This window comes from Streptomyces sp. NPDC005794, from assembly GCF_042871445.1.
In the GTDB taxonomy this organism is placed as follows: Bacteria; Actinomycetota; Actinomycetes; order Streptomycetales; family Streptomycetaceae; genus Streptomyces.
Window position 1 is genome coordinate 39596 of sequence record NZ_JBIAIN010000025.1, and the last position, 24301, is coordinate 63896.

A 24301-nucleotide genomic window follows, 5' to 3' on the forward strand; every position below is an offset into this window, starting at 1 on the left:
TCGGCCTGGCGGACCCGCTCTTCTCCGCCGCAGGCGGCCCCGCCCTGTCGGCCGTGCGGAGCCACCCGCGTGCGCTCGCTTACGTCGTCTACACCTCCGGCTCCACCGGACGGCCCAAGGGCGTGGGCGTGGAGCGCCGAGCACTGGCTGACTACGTGGAGGGGGCCGTCCACCGCTACCCGGACGCGGTGGGGACGGCCCTGCTCCACTCGCCGCTTACCTTCGACCTCAGCGCCACCGCCTTGTTCACCCCCCTGGCCTCGGGAGGCTGCGTCGTACTGGGGGAGATGGACCGGAAGGCGGAGGCGAGCCGGGTGGATCTCGTCAAGGCGACGCCGTCCCACCTGCCGCTGCTGGAGCGGTGCCCGGGGCTGCTGGGGGAGGCAGGCACCCTGGTGCTGGGCGGTGAGGCGCTCGACGGGCGAGCCCTGCGCGACTGGCGGGCCGCCCACCCGCACGCCACGGTCGTCAACGCCTACGGTCCCACGGAGCTGACCGTCAACTGCGCCGAGCACCGGATCCCTCCCGGCGGCCTGGTGCCCGACGGGCCGGTGCCGATCGGCCGCCCGTTCACCGGCGTCCGCGCGATGGTGCTGGACCCGAGGCTGGCCCCGGCGCCCCCGGGCGTGGCCGGGGAGCTGTACGTCGCGGGACCCGGAGTGGCCCGCGGCTACCTGGGACAGCACGGCCTGACCGCCGAGCGGTTCGTGGCCTGCCCGTTCGGGGAGCCGGGGGAGCGGATGTACCGCACCGGTGACCTGGTCCGCCGCCTGCCGGGCGGTGAACTGGAGTACATACGCCGCATGGACGAGCAGGTGAAGCTGCGGGGTTTCCGGATCGAGCTCGGCGAGGTGGCGCAGGCCCTGGCCGCGGCGGAGTCGGTAGCCCGGGCGGTAGCCGTCGTACGCGAGGACCGCCCGGGGGACCGGCGGCTGACCGGCTACGTGGTCCCGGCGGCGGGGGCCCGCCCGCAGGAGGACGAACTGCGCGGCACGGTGGCCCGCACGCTGCCCGACTACATGGTGCCCTCGTCCGTCGTGGTCCTCGACGAGCTGCCCACCACGCCGCACGGCAAGCTGGACCGGCGCGCGCTGCCCGCCCCCGCCCACCGATCACGAGGCAGCCGCCCACCGCGCGACGAGCGCGAGCGGGCCCTGTGCCGGATCTACGCCGACGTGCTCGGTATACCCGAGGTCGGCGCCGAGGACGACTTCTTCGCGCTCGGCGGCCACTCACTGCTCGCCACCCGGCTGGTCAACCGAATCCGGTCGGAACTCGCCGAGGAACTGGACGTACGGACCGTGTTCGAGGCACGTACGGTCGCCGCTCTGGCGGCCCGGCTGCGGACCGGCCGCCCTGACACCCGCCCCGCGTTGCGACGGATGTCGCGGTCGGAGGACTTGTGATGCTTCCCCTCTCCCTCGCCCAGCAGAGACTGTGGTTCCTCCACACGATGGACGGCCCCAGCTCCACCTACAACATCCCCACGGCGCTGCGGATGACCGGCGCGCTGGACGTCGCCGCGCTGCGTGAGGCGCTGCACGACGTCGTGCGGCGTCACGAGACGCTCCGCACCATCTTCCCCGACACCGGCGACGGCGCCCGGCAGCACGTCCTGCCCGCAGCCGATGCCGCCGTGGAGCTGACCATCACCGGGTCCACCGAGGCGGACCTGCCGGCCGTCCTGGCCGAGGAGGCCGGCCACGGCTTCGACCTGGCCCGCGAAGTACCGCTGAGGGCGCGGCTCATCACGCTCGGCGAGCGCGAGCACGTGCTGTGCCTGGTGATCCACCACATCGCCAGCGACGGCTGGTCGCGCACCCCGCTCGCACGGGACCTCACCACCGCCTACGCCACCCGCAGCGAGGGCCGCGCCCCGCAGTGGGAGGAACTCCCCGTCCAGTACGGCGACTACACCCTCTGGCAGCGGGAACTCCTCGGATCCGAGGACGACCCCGAGAGCCTGCTCAGCCGCCAGACGGCGTACTGGAAGCAGCGGCTCACCGGTCTGCCGGACGCCATCGAGCTGCCCCTGGACCGCCCCCGCCCGCCGATCGCCGGCCACCGCGGCGACACCGTGCCGTTCACCCTGTCACCCCGGACCCACGAGCGGGTCGCCGCGCTGGCCGGCCGTCACGGCGCGAGCACCTTCATGGTGGTGCAGGCGGCCCTGGCCGCCCTGCTGTCCCGGCTCGGCGCGGGCACGGACATCCCCCTGGGCACCCCGGTGGCCGGACGCACCGACGAGGCGCTGGAGGGGCTGATCGGCTTCTTCGTCAACACCCTGGTGCTGCGCACCGACACCTCGGGGAACCCGACCTTCGACGAACTGGTCGCGCGGGCCCGCGAGACCGCCCTGGACGCCTACGCCCATCAGGACGTGCCGTTCGAGCGGCTGGTGGAGGCGCTCGCCCCCGAGCGCTCGCTGGCCCGGCACCCGCTCTTCCAGGTGAGCCTGAGCCTCCAGTACGCCACCGCGCACACGGCCGTCCTGGACGGTCTGGAGATAGCCCCGCTGGACACGGGCTGGCGGGCGGCCAAGTTCGACCTGTCCTTCGACCTCCTGGAGAAGCGCGACCCGGACGGGCGCCCGGACGGCATCGCCGGCACCATCGAGTACTCCACACACGTCTTCGACGCCGCCACCGTCCACGGGATCGGGGAGCGCCTCGTCCGCCTTCTCGAAACCGGGGTGGCCGCCCCCACGGCGCGCCTCCTCTCGATCGACCTGCTCGCCGCCGGTGAACGGCGGCGCGTGCTGGAGGAGTTCGCCGCGACCGAGCCCGCGGCCGACGAGGCCGACGAGGGGCTGGAAACGGTCTGCGACACCTTCGCGCGGCAGGCCGCCGCAACCCCCGAGGCCCTGGCCGTCGTCGGCGGCGGCGGCGCGCTCACCTTCGCCGAGGCCGACGCCCGCGTCTCCCGGCTGGCCCGGCTGCTGATCTCCCGAGGGGCCGGCCCCGAGGTCCGGGTGGCCGTCTGCCTGGGCCGGAACGCCTTGTGGCCGACTGCCGTACTGGCGGTGCTGCGCAGCGGCGCCGTCTACGTACCGCTGGACCCGCGCTCCCCGCACGAGCGCCTGGCCGCCGTCGAACGTGACGTCGCCCCCCTCCTCGTCCTCGCCGAGCGCGGCACCGAGGCCGCAGTCGCCGGACTCACGGCCCCGGTGCTGGTCCTGGACGACCCGCACACCGAGGCCGGGACAGAAGCCCTGGAACCGGGCCCGGTCACCGACGCCGACCGCACCGCGCCCCTCCTGCCCGGCCACGCGGCGTACGTCATCCACACCTCGGGCTCCACCGGCCGGCCCAAGGGGGTCGTGGTGGACCACCGTGGTCTGGCGAGGCTGCTCCAGGCGCACCGCCGGGTCACCTTCTCCCGCATCCGCCCCTCCGCGGCGGGCCCCGGCCGCGCCGCACACGTCTCCTCCTTCTCCTTCGACGCCTCGTGGGACCCGCTGCTCGCGATGGTCGCCGGACACGAACTGCACATGATCGACGAGGACCTGCGATTCGACCCGCCGGGAGTGGTGGCCTACTTCCGCGACCGCCGTATCGACTACGTCGACCTCACCCCCACCTACTTCCGCAGTCTGCTCGACGCCGGACTGCTGGAGGAGAGAGCCCACTGCCCGTCGCTGATCGCCCTGGGCGGCGAGGCGATGGACGGCGAACTGTGGGAACGGCTGCGCGCGGCCGCCCCCCGGGTGACCGCGATGAACACCTACGGTCCGACCGAGACCGCCGTCGACGCGGTGGTGACCGAACTGGGGGACCTGCCCCACGGCACGATAGGGCGGCCCGTGCCGCGGTGGCGGGCCTACGTCCTCGACGCCGGGCTGCATTCGGTCCCGCCCGGTGTGCTGGGCGAGCTGTACCTGGCCGGACCCGGAGTGGCCCGCGGCTACCTGGGACAGCACGGCCTGACGGCCGAGCGGTTCGTGGCCTGCCCGTTCGGGGAGCCGGGGGAGCGGATGTACCGCACCGGCGACCTGGCGCGGTGGCTCGGCGACGGCAACCTGGTCCACGTCGGACGCGGCGACGAACAGGTCAAGATCCGCGGATTCCGGATCGAACCCGGCGAGGTGGAGGCCGCCCTGCGGGAGCTGGAGGGCGTCGCGCAGGCCGCCGTGACCGTCCGCCAGGACACCCCCGGAACGCGCCGGCTGGTGGGTTACGTGGTCGGGACCGCCGACGCCGGCCCCGACCTGCTCCGGCCCGCCGAGGTGCTGGCACGCCTGCGCGACCGGCTGCCCGGCCACCTGGTGCCGTCCGCGCTCGTGCGGATCGGCGAACTGCCCGTCAACGCCAACGGCAAACTGGACCGGGCCGCGCTGCCGGCGCCCGACCCCGCCGACTTCCCCGCCGGCCGGCGACCGCGCACCGGCTTGGAGCGGGAGCTGTGCGCGCTGTTCGCGGACGTCCTCGGTCCCGGGAGCGTCGGCATCGACGACGACTTCTTCGGCCGGGGCGGCGACAGCATCCTCTCCATCCAGCTGGTCGGCAGCGCCCGCCGGGCCGGCCTGGAGTTCACCGTCCGGCAGGTCTTCGAGCTGCGGACCCCCGCGGGCCTGGCCACCGTGGCCCGCCGGGCCGACATCGGACGGGAGGAGGACCCCGGCCTCGCCGTCGGGCCGCTGCCCCCGCTGCCCGTGGTCGTCGAGACCCTGGCAGCCGGCGGGCCGGTCGACGGATACAACCAGTCGGTCGTCCTCGCCTCCCCTCCGGGCGCCGCACCCGACGACGTACGCGACGTGCTCCAGGCGCTGCTGGACCGGCACGACGCGCTGCGCATCCACGCCGCCCCGGCGGCGGACCCCGACCGCCTGTGGGACCTGAGAGTGGAAGAGGCCGGCACGGTCGCGGCGGAGCGGTGCCTGCGCCGGATCGACGCGGCCCGGATGTCCGAGGAGGAACTGGCGCAGGCCGTGACCGCCGAGTCCGTCACTGCGCGGGAAGCCCTCGACCCCGTCGCCGGGACCCTCGTCTCCGCCGTCTGGTTCGACCGCGGCGCCGAGCCGGGCCGGCTCGTGCTGGTGATCCACCACCTCGCCGTCGACGGCGTCTCCTGGCGCATCCTGCTCGGCGACCTCCGCGAGGCGTGGCGGGCGCTGCGCGCCGGCCGCCGCCCCGAACTGCCCCGCACGGGCACCTCGCTGCGCACCTGGGCCACCCGGCTCACCAACCGGGCCACCGACCCGGCCGTCACCGCCCAACTGGACCACTGGACGGCCACGCTCGCCGCTGAGGGCCCCGAAACGGGCAGCCGCCCGCTGGACGGGATCCGGGACACCGTGGCCACCTCCGCCGTCCTGAGCGGCGAACTGCCGGAGTCCGTCACCGACGCCCTGCTGGGCCCGGCCCCGGCGGCCTTCCGCGCCGGGGTGAACGATCTGCTGCTGACCGCCTTCGCCCTCGCGGTCGCCCACTGGCGGGGCGAGGAGGGCGAACCGGTCCTGGTGGACCTGGAGGGCCACGGCAGGACCGAGGAACTGGTGCCGGGAGCCGACCTGTCCCGCACGGTCGGCTGGTTCACCACCGTGTACCCGGTGCGGCTCGCCGCCGGGAAGGTCACCGCCGCCGACCTCACCGGGTGCGCCCCGGCCGTCGGCGACGCGATCAAGCGGATCAAGGAGCAACTGCGGGCGGTCCCCGACGGGGGGCTGGGGTACGGCCTGCTGCGTCACCTGAACCCCGACACGTCCCCGCGCCTCCAGCGCGGCGCCCGGGCCCGCTTCGGCTTCAACTACCTCGGCCGGTTCGCCGCCGAGCAGGGCGCCGGCGAGGACGGCTGGCCGCTGCTCGGCAGCAGCCCGGCGGGCCAGCACCCGGCCACCCCGCTCGACCACGAGATCGAGGTCAACGTCGTCACGGCGGAAGGCCCGGACGGGCCCCGGCTGATCACCCGGTGGACCTACGCCACCAGCCTGCTCACCGAGGCGGAGGTGCGCCACCTCACGCAGTCCTGGTCGCTGGCGCTGCACGCGGTCGTCGGCCACGCCACCGGCGTCGGAGCCGGCGGGCTCACCCCCTCCGACGTGGCCGTCCCCGGCCTCGGCCAGGCGGAGATCGAGCAGCTCGAACGCCGCTGTGGCACCGCCCTGGAGGACATCCTGCCGGTGGCCCCCCTTCAGGAGGGCCTGCTCTTCCACAGCGTGTACGACCGGCGCGCCCTGGACGTCTACGTCGGGCAGCTCGCCTTCCGCCTGGACGGCGAGATCGACGAGGACGCCCTGCGGACGGCCGCCGCGGCGCTGCTCGCCCGGCACACCAGCCTGCGGACGGGCTTCCACCAGCGGGAGTCGGGCCAGTGGGTGCAGACCGTGGCCGCAGCGGTGGAACTGCCGTGGCGCTTTCACGACCTGCGCGCCCTGGAAGACGCGCCGGCGGACGCCGGGTCCGCGCAGCGGCGGCTGGAGGAACTGACCACGGCCGAACGCACCGAGCGGTTCGACCTCACGCGCCCGCCGCTCGTCCGCTTCCTCCTGGCCCGCACCGCCCCCGAGCAGTACCAGTTCGTGATCACCACCCACCACACGATCGTGGACGGCTGGTCCATCCCCATCCTGCTGCGCGAGCTCCTCGCGCTCTACGGCGGCGCCCCGCTGCCCAAAGCCCCCGGCCACCGGGTCCACGCCGACTGGCTGGCCGGCCGCGACCTCGGGGCGGCGAAGGAGGCGTGGACGCGGGCGCTGGAGGACGTGGACGGGCCGACCCTGCTCGCTCCCGGAGCGCCGCGCGTCGGTGAGGTCCCCGAGTCGGTGCGGCTGAGCCTGCCGGGAGACGTCTCCGCGCGGCTGCGGACCCGTGCCCGCGAGTCAGGGGTCACCCTCAACTCCGTCGTGCAGGCCGTCTGGGCGCTCGTCCTCGCCCAGGAGACCGGCCGCTCGGACGTCACCTTCGGCATCACCGTCTCCGGCCGCCCACCGGAACTCCCGGGCGCCGAGGACCTGGTCGGCATGCTGGTGAACAAGATCCCGCTGCGCGTCCGCCTCCGCCCGGCCGAACCGCTCCTGGAACTGGTCCGGCGGCTGGAGAAGGAACAGCTCGAACTCCTGGAGCACCAGCACGTCCCGCTGACCGCCCTGCACCGCTGGAGCGGCTTGTCCGAACTCTTCGACACCACCATGGTGTTCGAGAACTACCCGGCGGAGATCACCGCGCGTCAGACGCCCTTCCGCGCGTCGGGCACAGCCGGCTACAGCCGCAATCACTACCCGGTCACCCTGGTCGGGGCCATGCGCGGGACCGAGCTGACCGTCCGGGTCGACTACCGCCCCGACCTCTTCGGCGAGGACTGGGCCCGCTCCCTGGGCGAGAGGGTGATCGCCGCGCTGACCGAGGCCGTCGACCGCCCTGCCGCCCCGGCCGGCACGCTGGACCTGCTCGGAGCCGACGAGCGCGCCCGGCTGCTGGACTGGGGCACCGGCGCCGAACCGGAGGACGCCCCGCGCACCTACGTCGAGCTGTTCGAGGAGCAGGTCGCCCGCACACCGGACGCCCCGGCGGTCACGTCGCCCGCCGGCACCCTGACCTACGCCGAACTGAACCGGCGGGCGAACGGCGTCGCCCGGTGGCTGGCCGACCGCACCGAGGGAGTCGGCGGCGCCGAGATCTACGTGGGTGTGCTGGCCCCGCGCCGGCCGGAAGTGCTCGCGGTCCTGCTCGGCGTCCTCAAGTCGGGCGCCGCCTACGTCCCGCTGGACGAGCAGTGGCCGACCGACCGCGTGCGCAGGGTGCTGGAGGACTGCCGCCCCGCGCTCGTGGTGGCCCCGGCCGGCAGCCGGCCCGACGTCGCGCGGGAGGCCGGGGCGGTGGTGCTCCCCGTGGACCCGGCCGCCCTCGCCTCACGAGGGGCCGACGCCCCGGCCGACGCCGAGCGGGTACGCCCCCTGACGCCCGGCGGGCCCGCGTACGCCCTCTACACCTCCGGATCCACCGGCCGTCCCAAGGGCGTGGTGATCGACCACAGCGCCCTGGGCGCGTACGTCGGCGGCGCGTGCCGCCGCTACCCCGACGCGGCCGGGACCTCACTGGCCCACACGTCGCTCGCCTTCGACCTCACCGTCACCACCCTGCTCACCCCGCTCGCCGCCGGCGGCGCCGTGCGGCTGGGCGAACTCGACGAGTCCGCCCAGGCCGCCGGGGCCACCCTGGTCAAGGCGACGCCCTCCCACCTGCCCATGCTGCGGGAGCTGCCCGGAGTGCTGCCGGACGGGGGCACCCTGGTCCTCGGCGGCGAGGCGCTGACCGGCAGGCAGCTACGCCCGTGGCTCGAACTGCACCCCGCCGCCCAGGTCGTCAACGCCTACGGGCCGACGGAACTCACGGTCAACTGCACCGAGTTCCGGTTACCGCGGGGAGAACCGGTCGGCGACGGACCGGTGCCCATCGGCCGCCCGTTCGCCGGGGTGCGGGTCTACGTGCTCGGCCCAGGCCTGCGCCCGGTCCCCTCCGGGGGCGCGGTCGGCGAACTGTACGTCTCGGGCACGGGAGTGGCCCGTGGCTACCTCGGTCGGCCGGGGATGACCGCGGAGCGGTTCGTGGGCTGCCCGTTCGGGGAGCCGGGGGAGCGGATGTACCGCACCGGCGACCTCGTCCGCTGGCGGTCCGACGGCCAGCTGGAATACGTCGGCAGGACCGACGACCAGGTCAAGCTCCGAGGATTCCGCATCGAGACCGCAGAGGTCGCCCGCGCCTTGGAGAGCCACCCCGCGGTCAGCAGCGCGGTGGTGGTGCTGCGCGAGGACCAGCCGGGCGACCAGCGCCTGGTCGGTTATCTGGTGCCGGCTGCTGGGGGTGGGGTGGTTGACCAGGACCTGGTGTGTGCGGTGGTGCGGGGGGTGCTGCCGGAGTACATGGTGCCGTCGGCGCTGGTGGTGCTGGAGGGCGGGTTGCCGCTGACGGTGAACGGCAAGGTGGACCGGGCCGCGTTGCCGGTGCCGGAGGTGAGGCCGGGTCGGGGTGCCGGCCGGGGGCCGCGTGGTCCGCGCGAGGAGATCCTGTGCGGGCTCTTCGCCGAGGTGCTGGGGGCGTCCGGGGTCGGTGTGGACGACGACTTCTTCGCGCTGGGCGGCCACTCCCTGCTGGCCATCGTCGTGATCAGCCGGATCAGGGCCCTGCTCGACGTGGACCTGGCCATCGACGCCCTCTTCGAGGCGCCCACGGTGGCCCGGCTGGCCGCGCACCTCGACGGCCCTCGGCGCGGCCCCGGCGCCGTGCGCCCGGTGGTACCGCGGCCCGGACGGCTGCCGCTCTCCTACGCCCAACGCCGCCTGTGGTTCCTCCACCAGATCGAGGGGCCGAGCGCCACCTACACCATCCCGCTGGCGTTGCGGCTGACCGGGCCCCTGGACGTGGCGGCCCTGCGCGCCGCGCTGGCGGACGTGGTCGCCCGGCACGAGAGCCTGCGCACCGTCTTCGCCGAGGACGAGCACGGACCGCACCAGACCGTCCTCGCACCGCAGGCCGCCGAACTCGGCCTGAAGGTGGTCCCGACCACCGAGGACCGCCTGCGGGCCGACCTGGAGGCCGAGGCCGCCCGCCCCTTCGACCTCGCGCAGACACCGCCGGTGCACGCCCGGCTCTTCGCCCTCGACGAGCGCACCCACGTGCTGCTGCTGGCCGTCCACCACATCGCCATGGACGGCTGGTCGGTTCGTCCCCTGGTCCGCGACCTGGCGGCCGCCTACGCGGCCCGGCGCCGCGGCGGGTCCCTGGCCCTGCCCGAACTGCCCGTGCAGTACGCCGACTACACCTTGTGGCAGCACGAGGCGCTGGGTTCCGAGGACGACCCGGACAGCGGGATCGCCGCGCAGCTCCGGTACTGGCGGGAGGCCCTGCGCGGACTGCCGGAAGAGCTGGTGCCGGCCACCGACCGGCCCCGCCCCGCCACTCCCTCGTACCGGGGCGGCCGCGTCGCCTTCACCGTCCCGCCGCAGGTGCACGGGCGGGTGGCCGAGCTGGCTCGGGAGTATCGGGCGACGCCGTTCATGGTGGTGCACGCGGCGCTGGCCGCGCTGTTGACGCGCCTGGGGGCGGGGACGGACGTGCCGGTCGGTTCGCCGGTGGCGGGGCGTGTCGATGACGCGTTGGAGGACCTGGTGGGGTTCTTCGTGAACACGTTGGTGCTGCGCGTCGACACGTCGGGCGACCCGAGCTTCGGGGAGCTGCTGGAGCGGGTGCGCGCCACCGACCTGGCGGCCTACGCGCACCAGGACCTTCCCTTCGAACGGCTGGTGGAGGTGCTCAATCCGGTGCGTTCGCTGGCCCGCCATCCGCTCTTCCAAGTGCTGCTGGCCTTCAACAACGGCGCGGCGCCCGACGAAGGACCCGCCGACAGGGCCTCGGACGTTCTGGTCCGGCCTGAGACGGTGGAGATCGCGGCGGCCAAGTTCGACCTGTCGCTGTCCTTCAACGAGGACCGGGCGGCCGACGGCTCGGCGGCCGGGATGCGGGGCGTGCTGGAGTACAGCACCGATCTGTTCGACGAGAGCACGGCCCGCAGGATGGTCCGGTACTACACCCGGCTACTCGGCGCGGCCGCCGAAGAGCCCCGCACACCGCTGAGCCGGATTCCCGTCCTGAGCGAGGCGGAGCTGGACGACGTGCTCGTCCGGCGCAACGACACGGACCGCGAACTGCCCGAGGCCTCGCCGCTGCGGCGCTTCGAGGCCCAGGCCGCCCGGACCCCCCGGTCCACAGCCCTGGTCGCGGGCGGAGAGCGGATCGACTACGCCGAACTCGACGAACGGGCCAACCGGCTCGCCGGACTGCTGTCGGACGGTGCCGCCGGGCGCAGCGGACCGGTCGCGGTCGCACTGCGGCGCGGCGCCCTGCTGCCGGTGGCGCTGCTCGCCGTCTGGAAGGCGGGACTGCACTACCTGCCCCTGGACCCCGACCACCCGAAGGACCGCCTGGCGGACGTCCTCGCCGACTGCGCGCCCGGATGCGTCATCACCACCGCGGATCTCGTCGGCGACCTTCCCCCGGTCCCCGCCCCGCTGCTCGTCCTGGACGGCCCGGCCACCGCCGAACGCCTGGCCGCGGCCCCCGGCACCGCACCGGCCGAGACCGCGCGGGTGCGGGACCGCGGGGACGACCTGGCGTACACCATCTACACCTCCGGCTCCACCGGCCGCCCCAAGGGCGTCATGGTGACCCGGGCGGCCGTGGCCAATTTCCTCGCCGACATGACCGAACGGCTGGAACTGGGGCCCGAGGACCGGCTGCTGGCGGTCACGACGGTCTCCTTCGACATCGCCGTCCTGGAGATCTTCGCCCCGCTGCTCACCGGCGGCTCGGTCGTCCTGGCCGACGCCACCGCCCAGCGCGACCCCGCGGCCGTGAGGTCCCTGTGCGCCCGAGAGGGCGTGACGGTGATCCAGGCCACCCCCAGCTGGTGGCACGCCATGGCCGTGGACGGCGGCCTGGACCTCACCGCCCTGCGCGTGCTGGTGGGAGGCGAGGCGCTGCCGCCGGCCCTGGCCCGCACCCTCCTGGAGCCCGGCCGCGCGCCGTACGGCGACCGCCTGCTCAACCTGTACGGACCGACGGAGACCACCGTCTGGTCCACCGCCGCGCCCATCACCGCCAAGACCCTGCAGACGCACGGCGGCTCCGTGCCGACGGGGAGGCCGATCGCCCACACCGCCGCCTACGTGCTGGACGTCGCGCTCCGGCCCGTGCCCGACGGAGTGCCGGGCGAGCTGTATCTGGCCGGGACCGGGCTGGCCCGTGGCTACCTCGGTCGGCCGGGGATGACCGCGGAGCGGTTCGTGGGCTGCCCGTTCGGGGAGCCGGGGGAGCGGATGTACCGCACCGGCGACCTCGCCCGCTGGCGGCCCGACGGGAACCTGGAGCATCTCGGCAGGACCGACGACCAGGTCAAGGTCCGGGGGTTCAGGATCGAACTGGGCGAGGTCGAGAGGGCCCTGGCCCAGGCCCCCGGCGTCGGCCGGGCCGCCGCGGCCGTGCGCCCGGACCCCGCCGGCTCCGCCCGCCTGGTCGGTTATCTGGTGCCGGCCGCTGGGGGCGGGGTGCTTGACCAGGACATGGTGTCGGCGGTGGTGCGGGCGGTGCTGCCGGAGTACATGGTGCCGTCGGCGCTGGTGGTGCTGGAGGGTGGGTTGCCGCTGACGGTGAACGGCAAGGTGGACCGGGCCGCGTTGCCGGTGCCGGAGGTGAGGCCGGGTCGGGGTGCCGGCCGGGGGCCGCGTGGTCCGCGCGAGGAGATCCTGTGCGGGCTCTTCGCCGAGGTGCTGGGGGCGTCCGGGGTCGGTGTGGACGACGACTTCTTCGCGCTGGGCGGCCACTCCCTGCTGGCCACCCGGCTGGTCGCCCGCATCCGCAGCACACTCGGCGTCGAACTCGGAGTCCGGGAGGTCTTCGAGACGCCGACGGTGGCCGGCCTGGCCGCCGCGCTCTCCCGCGCGGGCGAGGCCGGACCCCCGCTGCGCCCGGCAGACCCGCGCCCCGAGCGGCTGCCGCTCTCCTACGCCCAACGCCGCCTGTGGTTCGTCCAGCAACTGGAGGGGTCGAGCGCCACCTACAACGTCCCGCTGGCGTTGCGGCTGACCGGGCCCCTGGACGTGGCGGCCCTGCGCGCCGCGCTGGCGGACGTGGTCGCCCGGCACGACAGCCTGCGCACCGTCTTCGCCGAGGACGAGCACGGCCCGCACCAGCTCGTCCTGACCGCCGCCGGCCGCCCCGATCCGCTCGTCGGCCCCGTCCGTACCGACGAGGACAAGCTCCCCCGCCTCCTGCGGGAGGCGGCCGACCACGAGTTCCAACTGGACACCGAACCGCCGCTGCGCGCACACCTGTTCGCCACGGCGCCCGACGAGCACGCACTGCTGCTGGTCATGCACCACATCGCCACCGACGCCTGGTCGCAGCGGCCGCTGATCGCCGACCTGGCCACGGCCTACGCCACCCGCCACGCCGGCCGGCCCCCGGCCTGGCCGCCGCTGCCGGTCGCGTACACCGACTACGCCCTGTGGCAGCGGGCCCGTCTGGGGGACGAGCAGGAGGCCGGCAGTGATCTGGCCGCCCAACTCGCCTATTGGCAGGGTGCCCTGGCGGGTTCCCCCGAGGAACTGGCCCTCCCCGCCGACCGGCCCCGCCCCGCTGTCCCCTCGCACCGCGGGGACAGCGTGCCGATCCTGGTCCCGCCGCAGGTGCACGGGCGGGTGGCCGAGTTGGCTCGGGAGTATCGGGCGACGCCGTTCATGGTGGTGCACGCGGCGCTGGCCGCGCTGTTGACGCGGCTGGGGGCGGGGACGGACGTGCCGGTCGGTTCGCCGGTGGCGGGGCGTGTCGATGACGCGTTGGAGGACCTGGTGGGGTTCTTCGTGAACACGTTGGTGCTGCGCGTCGACACGTCCGGTGACCCGAGCTTCGGGGAGCTGCTGGAGCGGGTGCGCGCCACCGACCTGGCGGCCTACGCGCACCAGGACCTTCCCTTCGAACGGCTGGTGGAACTCCGCGACCCCGAACGCTCGCTGGCTCGCCACCCGCTCTTCCAGGTGGCGCTGAACTTCGACACGGCCGAGACGGCCGGAGCACGCGACGCCGCACCGGAGCTGGACGGGCTGACCGTGGGCAGGGAGCGGCTCGGCGTCACCACGTCGAAGTTCGACCTCACCTTCGCGCTCACCGAGAGCCGCACCCGCGACGGCCGCCCCGCCGGACTGCGCGGCGTGCTGGAGTACAGCATCGATCTGTTCGACCGGAGGACCGCCGAGCACGTGGTGGAGCGGCTCGGCCGGGTGCTGGAGACCGCGGTGGCGGCGCCCGGCACCGCGCTCGGCGAGATCGACGTCCTGCTGCCGGGCGAACGCGAACTCCTGGAGGGCGCGTGGACCGAGCCCGACCCCTGGCCGGTCGCCGCCGGAACCACCGCGGACGGCACCCGCTTCCCGGACCTGTTCGAGGCGCAGACCGCCCGCACCCCGCTCGCTCCGGCCGTCCGCCACGGCGGCCGGGAGGTCGCCTACGCCGAGCTGAACGACCGGGCCAACCGGCTGGCCCGACTGCTCGCCACCGAGGGAGCCGGCCCCGAGGACACCGTCGCGGTCCTGCTGCCGCGCGGCCCCGAGCTGATCACCGCCCTGGTGGCGGTCCAGAAGGCCGGGGCCGCCTACGTCCCCCTGGACACCGAGCTGCCCACCGAGCGGATCGCCCACATGCTGGACGACGCCGGCCCGGTGCTCGTCATCGCTCTCACCGGAACACAGGACGCGCTCCCGGCCGGGGCGGGCCCCGTGGTCTGCCTGGACGCCCCGGCCACCGAGGCCGCGCTCGCCGGGCTCGACGGCGCCGACTGCACCGACGCCGACCGCCGCGCACCGGCCGGGAGCCGCGACCCGGCCTACGTGGTCTACACCTCCGGGTCCACCGGCACACCGAAGGGTGTCGTGGTCGAACAGCGCTCCCTCGCCGCCTTCCTGGTGCGCTCGGCCGCCCGGTACCGCGGAGCCGCCGGAACCGCGCTGCTGCACGGCTCCCCGGCCTTCGACCTCACGGTGACCACGCTGTTCACCCCGCTCGTCGCCGGCGGCTGCATCGTGGTGGCGGACCTGGACGCGCCGGAACAGGACGCCCCGGCCCGCCCCGACCTGCTGAAGGTCACCCCTTCCCACCTCGCCTTCCTGGACCAGATCGCCTCCTGGGCGGCTCCCACAACCGATCTGGTCGTCGGGGGCGAGCAACTGACCGGAGCCCGGCTGGCCCGGCTGCGCGAGGCGCGTCCGGGGATGCGGGTCTACAACGACTACGGTCCGACCGAGGCGACCGTCAGCTGCGCGGACTTCGTACTGGAACCGGGTGACGAGCTGCCCCCGGACACCGTGCCGATCGGGCGCCCCCTGGCGGGACACCGGCTGTTCGTCCTGGACGAGCGCCTGCGCCCGGTGCCCACCGGCGTCCCCGGCGAGCTGTACGTCAGCGGCGTCGGGGTGGCCCGTGGCTACCTCGGTCGGCCGGGGATGACCGCGGAGCGGTTCGTGGGCTGCCCGTTCGGGGAGCCGGGGGAGCGGATGTACCGCACCGGCGACCTCGCCCGCTGGCGGCCCGACGGGAACCTGGAGTACCTCGGCCGCCGCGACGGCCAGGTGAAAGTCCGCGGCTTCCGCGTCGAACCGGGCGAGATCGAGACGGCGCTGCTCGACCGCCCGGAGATCGGCCAGGCCGTCGTCGTCCTGCGCGGGGAACGCCTCGTCGCCTATGTCGCGGCCCCGGAGGCGGACTTCGACCCCAGCGCGCTCCGGGAGGCGCTCGCCGACCGGCTGCCGCGGTACATGATCCCCGCGGAGATCGTCCGGCTGGACGTCCTGCCGCTGGCTCCGGGAGGGAAGCTCGACCACCGGGCGCTGCCCCAGCCACCGGCGCCCGCGGACGCCCCGCACGGCCGCAGGCCGCCCCGGGACGCGTGGGAAGGCGTGCTGTGCGAGGCGTTCCGGGAGGTGCTCGGGGTCGCGGAGGTCGGGGCCGACGACGACTTCTTCGCGCTCGGCGGCGACAGCATCGGCTCCATCCAGCTCGTCGGCCGGGTGCGCAGGGCCGGCGGCCGGATGGCCGTCCGCGACGTCTTCGAGCGGCGGACGCCCGCCGCCCTCGCGGCCCGCTCGCGTCCCGGCGGCCCGGCGGCCGAGGTACTCGTCGGCCGGGCGACCGGGCCGGTGCCGCCGACACCGATCAGCTCCTGGCTGGCCGAGCTCGGCGGCGCGGTCGAGGAATACAACCAGTCCGTGCTGCTGCGCGTTCCGGCCCAGGCGGACGGGGCCGTCGCGACCGGCGCCCTCCAGGCGCTGCTGGACCACCATGACGCGCTGCGGATGCGGGCCGAACCGAAGGACGACCACTGGCAGATGTCGATCGCCGAGGCGGGCGGCGTGGACGCGGCCACCGTACTGGAGCGGGTGCCGGCGGCGAACGTCCCGCAGGAGGAGCTGGACCGGCTGGTCCGCGCGCGCTGCGCCGTGGCCCGCGAACGGCTCGCCCCGCAGGAGGGCTCCGTACTGCGCGCCGTCTGGTTCGACCGGGGGCCGCAGGAGCCGGGATACCTCGCGCTCGTCGCCCACCATCTCGTCGTGGACGGGGTCTCCTGGCGCATCCTCACCGCCGACCTCGGCAAGGCGTGGCAGGCGGTCGCCGAGGGCCGGGAGCCCCGGCTCGACCCGGTGGGCACCCCACTGCGGATCTGGGCGCGGCGGCTGGCGGAGCTCGCCGCCGATCCGCGCCGCGCCGAGCGGTGCGCCTACTGGGAGGAGCAGTCGGCGCGGCCCTGGGAGGCCGGCCGCCTCGATCCGGCCCTCGACGACAGGAGCACCGAGGCGGCCTTCTCCCTCACCCTCCCGGCCGCCACCACCCGTGCCGTGCTGGGCCCGGCGCCCGCCGCGCTGGGCGTCGGGGTGACCGAGGTCCTGCTCGGGGCGTTCGCCGCCGCCGTGCGGCGCTGGCGTCCGGCGGAGGCCGTGGGCGGCGTCACGGTGGCCCTCGAGGGCCACGGCCGCGAGGAGGAGGTCGTTCCCGGGGCGGACCTCTCCCGCACGGTCGGCTGGTTCACCGCCGCTCACCCGGTCCGGGTCCCGGCCGCCGGGCCCGACGACGACCGGGCCGGCGTACTGCGGGAGCTGGGCGGGATACTCGACCGGGTGCCGGACGCCGGGCTGGGCTACGGCATCCTGCGCTACCTCAATCCGCGGACCCGGGAACGGCTCGCCTCTCTCACCGCGCCGCGCTTCGGCTTCAACTACCTGGGCCGGTTCGGTGGTTCGGGCGGAGACCGGGACGGGGCCGCGGAGCCGGACTGGTCGCCGGTGGGCAGTGGGGTCGCCGGCCAGCCGGCAGGGCTCCCACTGGCCCACGAGATCGAGGTCAACGCGGTCGCCGCCGAGGGACCCGACGGCCCCCGTCTGATCGCCACCTGGTCCTGGGCCGGCCGGCTCCACCGGGAGGAGGACGTCCGCGAGCTGGCCGGACTCTGGTTCCGGGAACTGGACGACCTCGCTTCCACGGAACCGCCCCCGGCCGAGCCTCCCGCCGCAGGCCCCCCGCCCTCGTCGGACCCGGCCCCCCTGGTCGAACTCTCCGACGCCGAACTCGACCAGCTCGAAGCAGAGTGGAAGGCCGACTGATGCGCCGATCCCTACAGGACGTCCTGCCTCTTTCCCCGCTGCAGGAGGGCCTGCTCTTCCACAGCGAGTACGTCGGGGACGAGGCCGTCGACGTCTACACCGTCCAGACCGAGGTGGAGCTGCACGGACCGCTGGACGTGCCGGCACTGCGCGCGGCCGCCGAGGCCCTTCTGCGGCGCCACGACAACCTGCGGGCCGGTTTCGCGACCCGTGCCCTGAAGGGCCCGGTGCAGTTCATCCCCAGAGAGGTCGAACTCCCCTGGGAGGAGGCCGACCTGCGTACGGCCGACGAGCCGGAGGCGGAGGCGGCACGGCGGCTGGACGAGCACCGCTGGCGCCGGTTCCGGCCCTCCAAGCCGCCGCTGGTGCGGTTCCTGCTGCTGCGCACGGCGCAGGACCGCCACCGGTTCGCCCTCACCAACCACCACATCCTGCTGGACGGTTGGTCGATGCCGATGCTGCTGCGCGAACTCGTGCTGCTCTATCGCACCGGTGGCGACGCCTCCGCCCTGCCGCCGGCGCGCCGCTACCGGGACTACCTGGCCTGGCTGGAGAGCCGCGATCAGAGGGCGGCGCAGGACGCCTGGCGAGGGGCCCTGGCAGGCCTGGAGGCCCCCACCCTCGTCGCCCCGCGGGCCGACCGGGCCGCGGAGGCGCCGCGGTGGCTCGACTTCGAACTGCCCGAGGCAGCCTCGGCCGGTCTGACCGCGGCCGCGCGGGGCGCCGGTCTCACGCTCAACACGGTCGTGCAGGGACTGTGGGCCCTGGCCCTCGCCCGCACCACCGGCAGCCAAGATGTGGTGTTCGGCGTGGTCGTCTCCGGCCGCCCGCCGGAACTGGACGGCGTCGAGTCCATGATCGGTCTGTTCGCCAACACAGTCCCGCTGCGGGCCCGGATGCCCGTGGACGAACCGCTGACCAGCTTCCTCCGGAGGCTGCAGCGCGAGCAGAGCGCGCTCCTGGACCACCAGCACCTACGGCTGGCCGACATCCAGCGTCTGGCCGGCCAAGGCGCGCTGTTCGACTCGGTGATGGCGTTCGAGAACTACCCGGCCGGCCCTGCGGAGGAGCTCCCAGGCGGTCCCTCCGACGCGCCGGGACGCGTGCGCGTGGTGGCCTCGAGAATGCGTGACGCCATGCACTACCCGCTCGGCCTCCTCGCTTCCCCCGGGCCCCCGGTGCGGTTCCGCCTGGGCCACCGGCCCAGCGCGGTGACGCCGCGTCTGGCGGCCGCCCTGCGCGACCGCCTGCTACGGCTCGTCGACGCCTTCCTGGCGGCCCCGGACCTGCCCATGGGCACGCTCGACGTTCTCGACGACGCCGAACGCGCCCTGGTCCTGAAGAAGTTCAACGACACCGCGCGCGAGGTCGAGGACACCACCGCCACCGAGCTGTTCCTCCGGCAGGCCGGCCGCACCCCCGGGCGGATCGCCGTGGAGACGGCCGACCGCAGCGTCGACTATGCCCGGCTCGCGGACCGCTCCGGGCGGCTGGCCCGTCTGCTGGTGGAGCGCGGGGCGCGGGCCGAGCGGTTCGTCGCCCTGGCGCTGCCGCGCTCGCCCGAACTGGTCGAGGCCACGCTCGCGGTGTGGCAGACCGGAGCCGCTTACGTGCCGGTGGACCCCGGCCACCCGGCCGACCGGGTGGCCCGGCTGCTGCGGGAGGCCGATCCGCTCCTCACCGTCACCACCGCCGACCTGGCCGGCCGGCTGCCGGCCGGGCTCCCGCTGCTGGTCCTGGACGCCCCCGGCACCACCGCCGCACTCAAGGCGCTGCCCGGCGGCCCGCTTGGCGACGACGAACTCCTCGCACCCACGGACCCGGGAAACGCCGCCTACGCCATCTACACCTCCGGTTCCACCGGGCGGCCCAAGGGCGTGGTCGCCACCCACCGGTCCCTCGTCGGCTACCTGCTGCGCGGCTCAGAGGAGTACCCCTCCGACGGACGCTCCCTGGTGCACTCGCCGGTCTCCTTCGACCTCACGGTCGGTGCCCTGCACGTCCCGATGATCAGCGGAGGCACGGTCCGCCTCGCTTCCCTGGACGACGAACCGGTCCTGCGCCCCGGCGAGGCCTCCCCGGACTTCGTGAAGGTGACCCCCAGCCACCTGCCGGTCCTCGAAGGGCTGCCGCGGGAGGTGAGCCCGACCCGGGCGATCACCTTCGGCGGCGAACAGCTCACCGGCCGGCACCTGCGGCGCTGGCGCGCCGACCACCCGGACGTCACCGTCTACAACGTCTACGGGCCCACCGAGACGACCGTGAACTGCTCCGAGCACCGGCTGTCCCCGCGCGACCCGGTCGGCGACGGGCCGGTCCCCATCGGCCGGCCGCTGTGGAACACCCGCCTGTTCGTTCTCGGCCCCGGCCTGGTCCCGGTGCCGGTCGGCGTTCCGGGCGAGCTGTACGTCGCCGGCTCCGGCCTGGCCCGAGGCTACCTCCACGATCCGGGCAGGACCGCCGAACGCTTCGTGGCGTGCCCTTACGCCGCCGGGGAGCGGATGTACCGCACCGGCGACCTCGTCCGGTGGAACGAGGACGGCCTGTTGGAGTACCTCGGCAGGACGGACGACCAGATCAGCCTGCGCGGCTTCCGGGTGGAACCAGGCGAGGTGGAGGCGGCTCTGGCGGCCCACCCCGCCGTCCGCCGAGCCGCGGTGGTGATGCGGGAGGACACGCCCGGGGACGCCCGACTGGTCGCCTACGCCGTCCCCACCGAGCCGGAGGCCGGGGACGGCACGCCCCCCTCCGCCCCCGGGCTGCCCACCGCGCACATAGTCGAGTACCTGCGCCGGACCCTGCCGCCCTACATGGTCCCCTCGCACCTGGTGGAACTGCCCGCGCTGCCCGTCACGCCCAACGGCAAGATCGACCGGGCCGCGCTGCCGGAGCCCTCTGCCGCGGGCGCCCCGGCCGGGGGAGCGCCCCGGTCCCCCCGCGAGGAGATCCTGTGCGGACTCTTCGCCGATGTGCTCCGGCGCCCGCAGGTCTCCATCGACGACGACTTCTTCGCCCTGGGCGGGCACTCCCTGCTGGCCACCCGCCTGGCCAGCAGGGTGCGGGCGGCCCTGGACGCGGAGATGCCGGTGCGCCGCCTCTTCGAGCACCCCACGGTGCGCTCCCTGTCCGCACTGCTGGACTCCCACGACGGCAGACGCCCGCCGGTGAGGCCAGCGAAGCGCCCGGAACACGTCCCGCTCTCGTACGCCCAGCAGCGGCTGTGGATTCTGCACCGGCTCACCGGCCCCGACGCCACCTACAACATCCACCGGGCCCTGTGGCTCGACGGCGACCTCGACGTCCCGGCGCTGGAGGCCGCGCTGCACGACGTGACCGAACGGCACGAGACACTGCGCACCGTCTTCCCCGAGGGTGTCGAGGGTCCGTACCAGAAGGTGCTGCCGGTCCGGCGGACGACCGGGTCCCTCACCGTCCTGCCGGTGACCGAGCAGGAGGTGGACCGCACCCTCGGCGAGCTGGCGGCCCACCGCTTCGACCTGGAGTCCGAACCGCCGATGCGCGCCTGGCTGCTGGAGAGTGGCCCGCGCAGCCGGGTGCTCGTGCTGGTGCTCCACCACATCGCCAGCGACGGCTGGTCGGGCAGGAGGCTTCTGCGTGACCTGTTCACCGCCTACACCGCACGCCGCGCGGGCCGGGCCCCGCAGTGGCGGCCGCTGCCGGTGCAGTACGCGGACTACGCCCTGTGGCAACGGCGCTTCCTCGGCGACCCCGCGGACCCCGCCAGTCCCGCAGCCGCCCAACTGGAGTACTGGGAGAAGCAACTGGCGGGCCTTCCGGAGGAGCTGAGGCTGCCGGCCGACCGGCCGCGTCCGCTCGATCCGACCCGCACCGGAGGCCAGGTCTGGCTGACGCTGCCCGCAACGGTCCACTCCGCCGTGGCCGACCTGGCCCGGGCGTGCCGGGCGAGCGTGTTCATGGTCGTCCAGGCCGCCGTCGCGGCCTTCCTCACCCGGATGGGCGCCGGGGAGGACATCCCCATCGGCGCCCCGGTGGCCGGGCGCACCGACGAGGCGGTGGAGGAGCTGGTCGGATTCTTCGTCAGCACCCTGGTCCTGCGGACCGACACTTCCGGCGACCCCACGTTCACCGAGCTCGTCGGACGGGCCCGCGAAACCGCGCTGGCCGCCTACGCCCACCAGGACCTGCCCTTCGAGCAGTTGGTCGAGCGCCTGAGCCCGACCCGCTCACTCGGCCGGCACCCGCTCTTCCAGGTCGCCCTCTCCTGCAACAACACCGAGGAGCAGATGGGGCGCCAGGGCGTCCGTCCCCCCGGACTCACCGTCAGAGCACACCAGTTGGAAACCGCCCGGTCGAAGTTCGACCTGATGTTCACCTTCCTGGAGAACCACGGGGAGGACGGGCGGCCGACCGGCATGGAGACCGCCCTCGAATACAGCGCCGACCTCATCGACCGGGAGACCGCACAGAGCCTGCTGGACAGGTTCGGCCGGATGCTGGCGGTCTGGGCGGCGGAACCGGGCAACCCCCTCGGGGCGCGGGAACTGCTCGGGGCCGACGAGCGGCACACCCTCGTGACCGAGTGGAACACCACCCGGCGCGCGGGCCTGGTCGCGACGCTGCCGGTGATGTTCCAGGAGCAGGCCGCCCGGACTCCGGACGCCGCGGCCCTCGAACACGCCGGCCGCCGGCTGACGTACGCCGAACTCAACGCCCGGGCCAACCGGCTGGCCAGGGTGTTGGTGCGGCGCGGCATCGGGCCGGAACACCCGGTGGCCCTGCTGATGCCGCGCTCCCTCGGGCAGATCACCGCGCTGCTGGCGGTGGTCAAGGCCGGCGGCGTTGTCGTACCCGTGGACCCCGGCCACCCGGAGCAGCGCATCGCCTTCATGCTGCGCGACAGCGCCTGCGCACTGGTCCTGGCAGCCGAGCCGTACGCGGCGGGTCGGGAGGAGATCGCCGAGGTCCCGGTCCTGGTCCCCGACGACGAGCCGGCCCAGGAGCCCGCCACCGACCTCGCCGACGGCGACCGGAACGCCCCCCTCACCGCCGGCAACGCCGCGTACGTCGTCTACACCTCCGGCTCCACGGGCCGCCCCAAGGGAGTGGTGACCGAACACCGCGGTCTGCTGTCGCTGGCCGTGGCGCAGCGCGAGCGGTACCCGGTGGAGCCAGGCAGCCGTGTGCTGCAACTCGCGTCGCCGTCCTTCGACGGCGCCGTGCTGGAGCTGCTGATGGCCCTCACCACCGGAGGGACCCTGGTCCTGCCCGACCGGCCGCTCCTCGCCGGGGAACTGCTCGGCGAGACCCTGGCCGTGCACCGGATCAGCCACGCCTTCATCCCCCCGGCGGTGCTGGCCGGCCTCACCCCCGAGGGGCTGGACTGCCTGCGCTGCCTCGTCGTCGGCGGCGAGGCGGTCACGGCCTCGCTCGTGGACCGCTGGGCCCCCGGCCGGCGCGTGCTCAACATCTACGGCCCGACCGAGGCCACCGCGGTCACCCTGACCAGCGGGGCCCTGTCCCCGGGCGGCCCAACGCCCGCCATCGGCGCCCCCGTGCCCAACACCAGGGCCTATGTGCTCGACGACCGGCTGCGACCGGTCCCCTCCGGCGTGACGGGCGAGCTGTACCTGGCCGGCGCGTCGCTGGCGCGCGGCTACGGCGGCCGTCCGGGGCTCACCGCGAGCCGGTACGTCGGATGCCCGTTCGGGGAGCCGGGGGAGCGGATGTACCGCACCGGCGACCTGGCGCGCCGGGACCGGCAGGGGCGCGTCCACCACGTGGGCCGCGCCGACGAGCAGATCAAGCTGCGCGGCTTCCGGGTCGAGCCAGGCGAGATCCGGGCCAGGCTCACCGAGCACCCCGCCGTGCGGGAGGCGGCAGTCGTCCTGCGGGAGGACGGGCCGGGGGGACGCGCACTGGTGGCGTACGCGGTGCCGGCCGACGGCCCGCCCCGGCCCACCGCCGCGGAGCTGCGGACGCACCTGGCCGCCCTCCTGCCGTCCTACATGGTGCCCGCGGCCTACCTGGTGCTGGACGCCCTGCCGGCCAACGCCAACGGCAAGCTCGACCGGGACGCCCTGCCCGCACCGGAACCACTCGTTGAAGCGGCCGGCCGGCCGCCGCGGGACGAACGGGAGGCTGCCCTGTGCGAGTTGTTCGCCGAGGTGCTGGAACGCACGTCGATCGGCGCTGACGACGGGTTCTTCGAGAACGGAGGGCACTCGCTGCTGGCCGTCCGGCTGGTCGGGCGGGTCCGCGAGCGTCTCGGAGTGCCCGTGGCCGCACGGGACCTGTTCGAGACGCCGACGCCGGCCGGCCTGGCCGAACGCATCGGGCGGGGCGCCGAGCGCCGCGCCCCGGCACCCCTTCTCACGCTACGGGGGCGCGGCGACCAGCCGCCCCTGTTCTGCGTCCACCCGGCCGTCGGACTGGGATGGGCGTACGCGGGCCTCCTGCCGTGGCTCCCCGCGGATGTCCCGCTCCACGCCCTTCAGGCCCGCACGCCCGCGGACGGCGTCGGACTGCCGCGCAGCATCGAGGAAATGGCCGACGACTACGTCCGGCTGATCCGCCGCGTCCGGCCGCACGGGCCCTACCGGCTGCTCGGCTGGTCGTTGGGGGCCCACGTGGCCCACACGGTCGCCGGCCTGCTGGAGCGCGACGGCGAGCGGGTGGACCTGCTCGCCGTGCTGGACGCCTACCCTCCCCACCGCACGGGGGACCCCGGCGGGCGGCGGGCCGGGGAGTCGGAGTCCGAGATCGTCGCGGCCAACCTGCGGGAGTCGGGATTCGCCTGGGACGAGGCTCAACTACGCGACGGGCACTTCCCGCTCGAGCAATTCCGCGCCCACCTGCGCCGGGTGGACAGCTCGCTCGGTCACCTCGACGAAGGCGAACTGACGTCGGCCAAGGACGTCTACGTCAACAACGTACGGCTCATGCGCTCCTTCACCCCCGGGCGCGTCCGCTGCGGGATCGTCCTGATGACCGCGGAACGTACCCGCAGCCTCGACCCCGAGGCGTGGGACGCGCACACCGAGGGAAGCGTCGAGGTGCACCGCGTCGACGCCGCCCACATGTCCATGCTCACCGAACCGATGTCGGTCGCCGAAGTCGGCCGCGTCCTGACCCGCCGACTGGACTCCCTGCGGGGAGCCAGCACGAAGAAACGAGAGGTGTGAC

General features: G+C 74.7%; 3 protein-coding genes (1 of these 3 only partly in view). All 3 read left to right on the forward strand.

The window, feature by feature from the left end:
* Tightly spaced (each overlapping or abutting the next), the 3 genes in view from ACFYQ5_RS31155 to ACFYQ5_RS31165 form a layout consistent with a single transcriptional unit that may run on beyond the window.
* On the forward strand, positions 1–1406 hold the 3' portion of the coding sequence (locus tag ACFYQ5_RS31155) for an amino acid adenylation domain-containing protein (protein WP_389202406.1). Its footprint begins 4990 nt before the window's first position; the window shows 1406 of its 6396 coding nt (coding positions 4991–6396); its start codon lies beyond the left edge, outside the window; its stop codon occupies positions 1404–1406.
* A complete protein-coding gene (locus ACFYQ5_RS31160; protein ID WP_389202409.1) occupies positions 1406–17137 on the forward strand; it encodes an amino acid adenylation domain-containing protein in 15732 nt (5243 codons plus the stop codon). Before ACFYQ5_RS31155 ends, ACFYQ5_RS31160 begins: the two co-directional genes overlap by 1 nt.
* Entirely contained in the window at positions 17137–24300 is a 7164-nt protein-coding gene (locus tag ACFYQ5_RS31165; RefSeq protein ID WP_389202411.1) for an amino acid adenylation domain-containing protein, read from the forward strand. Before ACFYQ5_RS31160 ends, ACFYQ5_RS31165 begins: the two co-directional genes overlap by 1 nt.
* Position 24301: the final 1 nt, after the last annotated feature.

Excerpts from the sequence above, each read along its gene's own strand:
- ACFYQ5_RS31160 (WP_389202409.1), top strand. The coding sequence starts at position 1,406 with ATGCTTCCCCTCTCCCTCGCCCAGCAGAGACTGTGGTTCCTCCACACG.
- ACFYQ5_RS31165 (WP_389202411.1), top strand. The coding sequence starts at position 17,137 with ATGCGCCGATCCCTACAGGACGTCCTGCCTCTTTCCCCGCTGCAGGAG.